Genomic DNA, 3973 nt, shown 5'->3' with positions numbered 1-3973 from the left:
CTGGCGATGATCCCGGAAATCGTCCTGACGCCCGCTCCGACATTTCCGGCGCCGCTATCGCCGGGCATCCCCGGAATGAATGTTCCCTTCCCGTCGAACTCGATTGAGATGGTGATGTCCTTGTCGACCAGTTTGGCTGGGACGATCTGCAGTCTGGTGTTGTACTGGGAAAGCCCCGGCGTGTACGTTGTCGCCATGTCCAGCGTGTACCTGTACAGCTTGCCGAGCGCCTCGGTGCCACGCAGCCGCACGGGAGACAGGACTGGCACACCGCGATCAACCGGGAACGCCTCGCACGACACGCTCAGGGTGCGTGACTGGCTGGGGTTATACATGGACACTCCCTGGACTGACTTGCACCAGTAGGCCTTCGCATGCCCTCATACGCTTTACCTTGCTCAATTTGACGTTTTCATTATCAAATTGGATTTTGTTAGGCGTATATAGGATCACCGTAAAAATTGGTCAAACCGATTAAATAGATAGGTATTTCGCATAACCAGGCGAATGATTGATCGAAAACATAAGCATGGGGAACCGTCTAAGGCAGGGCTGAGAGTTTTCTGACCAGATGCTTTGCGCGAGGTTGTCGAATCGCACGAATCGCAGGTTAGAAAAAAGGAGGGTTTCCCCCGACGTTGCCCCCGTGCGGGGCAACGATAATAGACCGACATGAATTGAAGGAAGGCCAACACCACAAGACCAACCCCAATAAAAAACCAAAAAATTCAAACCGCCATCACCGCCCGCTTCCTCTCCGCCCGCTGCATAAAATAATTAGCGACCACAACCCCAACTGTGACCACCGCAATAAACAAAGTAGCCAAAGCATTCATCTCCGGATTCAACCCCAACCGCACGCGGGAAAAAACCACCAGCGGCAAAGTAGTCGACCCAGGCCCCGACAAGAACGCCGACAACACCAGATCATCGATCGACAGAGTAAACGACAGCAACCACCCGGAAACGAGCGCTTGAGAAATCAACGGCAACGTAATAAAGAAAAACACCCGCAACGGCGTAGCCCCAAGATCCAGCGCCGCCTCTTCAAGCGAAGGATGCAACTCCTTCACCCGCGACTGCACGATGATCGCCACATAAGAAATACACAGCATCACATGCCCGATCCAGATCGTGAAAATGCCACGCCCGGCCGGCCACCCCAACCACTTGGCCATTTCGATGAACAGCAGCAGCAGCGAAATCCCCTGAATCACCTCGGGAATCACCAGCGGCGCATTGATCATCCCGGTATACAGCGTGAAGCCGCGAAACCGCCCCATCCGCGCGAGCACGAAGCCGGCCCACGTGCCGATGATCACCGATGCAAACGCCGTCAACAACGCCACCCGCAACGACAACCACGCCGCCGCGATCAGCTCGTCATCCTGCAACAACGCCGCATACCAGCGCGTAGAAAACCGCGTCCACACCGTGACCAGTTGCGATTCGTTGAACGAATACACAATCAGACTGACGATCGGTATATAAAGAAACAGAAACCCGATCCCCAGGGCAATCAACTGCAAAATCCGGTTCGGCTTCATCAGCGCCTTTCCTCCATCGCCTTCGCCTGCGCGTACTGGAAAAACGCCATCGGCACCAATAACAGCAACACCATTGCGCACGTCACAGCGGACGCCATCGGCCAATCGGCATTGTCGAAGAACTCATTCCACATCACGCGGCCAATCATCAACGTGTTCGCGCCACCCAGCAATTCGGGAATCACGTACTCGCCCACCGCCGGAATGAACACCAGCAGACAACCGGCGATAATGCCGTTCTTCGAGAGCGGCAAGGTGATCTGCCAGAACGCCTTCCACGGCTTCGCGCCGAGGTCGTAGGCGGCTTCGAGCAGCGTCATGTCCATCTTCACCAGATGCGCGTACAACGGCATGACGAGGAACGGCAGATACGAATAGACCATGCCGATATAGACGGCGGTATTCGTGTGATACAGCTCGATCGGCGTGTGAATCAGCCCGATCGACATCAGGAAGTTATTCAGCAAGCCGTTGTTCTTCAGAATCCCGATCCACGCATACACGCGAATCAGAAACGACGTCCAGAACGGCAGCATCACGGCCATCATCAGCAGATTGCGGCTGGCCGGATTCGATCGCGCGATGTAATACGCCATCGGATAGCCGATCAGCAAACAAAACAGCGTCGAGATCGCGGCGACCACCACGGAATTCACGTAGGTCGCGAAATAGAGGCTGTCGGTCAGCAGAAACGCGTAATGCGACAGGTCGAGCGTGATGTGAATCGCGCCGTCCGCGAAGTTGGTCAACTCCGTGTAGGGCGGAATGCCGAGCTGCAAATCGGCAAAGCTGATCTTGACGACCAGCAGGAACGGCACGAGGAAAAACAGCAGCAGCCAGATGAACGGACCGGCCACCACCGCGGTGCGGCCGGTCAGATTGAAACGCCGCACCGGCCACGTGGCGAAAGAATTGAACGAGCGCTTCATGACGTCAGCACCACGCCGGCCGATGCGCTCCAGCGCACGTACACTTCATCGCCCCACGTAGGCGGATCGATCTCGTTCAGCGCGAGGCTCGTCACGTTGGCGATCACGGTTTTGCCGGCGTCGAGTTTCACGTGATAGAGCGAATAGCCGCCCATGTACGCGATATTCGTGACAACGCCCTTGCCCCAGTTGTACGCGCCTTCAGGCGGTTTGCGCGTGAGCGCGATACGCTCGGGGCGCACCGAAATCGTCACCGGCATGCCGAGCGGACCGGTGATGCCGTGGCTCACATACAAACGGCACGGCAGGTCGGGCGTTTCGATGAACACATGATCGGGCTCGTCTTCGACGGTATGGCCTTCGAACAGATTCGTCGAGCCGATGAACTCGGCCGAGAAACGGCTATTCGGATACTCGTACACTTCGTGCGGCGTGCCGAGCTGAACGATCTCGCCTTCGCTCATCACGGCAAGGCGGTTCGCCATGGTCATCGCCTCTTCCTGATCGTGCGTCACCATCATGCAGGTCACGCCGACCTTGTCGAGAATGTTGACCAGTTCGATCTGGGTGCGCTGACGGATCTGCTTGTCGAGCGCGGACATCGGCTCGTCGAGCAGCAGCAGCTTGGGCCGCTTAACCAGCGAACGCGCGAGCGCCACGCGCTGCTGCTGGCCGCCCGAGAGCTGATTCGGCTTACGCTTCGCGAAGCGGCCCATCTGCACGAGTTCGAGCACGGTCTGCACGCGATCCTTCAGTTCGGCCTTCGGCACACCTTCCTGCTTCAGACCAAAGGCGACATTTCCCTCCACCGTCATGTGCGGAAACAGCGCGTACGACTGGAACATCATGTTGACCGGCCGGCGGTACGGCGGCAATTGCGCGAGGTCTTCACCGTCGATCAGAATCTTGCCCGAGGTCACGCTTTCGAGTCCGGCCATCATGCGCAACAAAGTGGACTTGCCGCAGCCGGAACTGCCGAGCAGCGCGAACAGCTCGCCCTTCTTCACCGACAGATTGACCCCTTTGACCGCCACGGTCTCGCCGAACTTCTTCACGACATCGACGACCTGGACGAAGTTCTCCGTGGCGTCGTCTGTAACGGCGTTCAGGCTCGGGGACGGCGCGACGGCCCCTGCCAGCGCGCCCGACTGGTCACTACTCATCACAATGCTTTACTCCGGCGTTTGACGAACAAAGCCCCCGGTGAACACCGAGGGCTTCATGATGATGCTTACCCGTTCACTCTGGCCGCGGGTCAGCGGCCGGACTTGAATTCAGTCCACAGCCGCGTTTGCAGCCGCTGGATTTCCGGCGGCAACGGCTTGAGCAGGAACAGGGTCTTGATGACGTCAGGCGGCGGATACACGGCCGGATCGTTCGCCACGTCCTTGTCCACGTACTTGCGCGCTTCGAGGTTGGCGCTCGGGTAGTAGACGGCGTTGGTGATCGCGGCGTGAACCTGCGGCGTTTCGATGTAGTTGATCCACTCGAGCGCGG

At 58.0% G+C, this 3973-nt stretch carries 3 protein-coding genes and 2 pseudogenes; all 5 read right to left on the bottom strand.

Annotated features, from left to right (window positions below):
* Positions 1–335 (bottom strand): annotated as a pseudogene (locus ACQKRQ_RS41375) (type VI secretion system Vgr family protein); the annotation flags it as partial.
* A gap of 393 nt (positions 336–728) precedes the next feature.
* A complete protein-coding gene (locus ACQKRQ_RS41370; protein WP_132374193.1) occupies positions 729–1547 on the bottom strand; it encodes an ABC transporter permease subunit in 819 nt (272 codons plus the stop codon).
* Entirely contained in the window at positions 1547–2476 is a 930-nt protein-coding gene (locus ACQKRQ_RS41365; protein WP_342960336.1) for an ABC transporter permease subunit, read from the bottom strand. Before ACQKRQ_RS41365 ends, ACQKRQ_RS41370 begins: the two co-directional genes overlap by 1 nt.
* The gene (locus tag ACQKRQ_RS41360) at positions 2473–3639 is read right to left on the bottom strand and encodes an ABC transporter ATP-binding protein (RefSeq protein ID WP_427483530.1); all 1167 of its coding nucleotides are present in this window, start codon (positions 3637–3639) and stop codon (positions 2473–2475) included. Before ACQKRQ_RS41360 ends, ACQKRQ_RS41365 begins: the two co-directional genes overlap by 4 nt.
* 92 nt (positions 3640–3731) lie before the next feature.
* Positions 3732–3973: pseudogene (locus ACQKRQ_RS41355) on the bottom strand (polyamine ABC transporter substrate-binding protein); the annotation flags it as partial.

Origin of the sequence: Paraburkholderia sp. NPDC080076, assembly GCF_050281145.1 — a bacterium.
In the GTDB taxonomy this organism is placed as follows: domain Bacteria; phylum Pseudomonadota; class Gammaproteobacteria; order Burkholderiales; family Burkholderiaceae; genus Paraburkholderia.
This window is presented reverse-complemented; position numbering and strand designations above follow the sequence as displayed.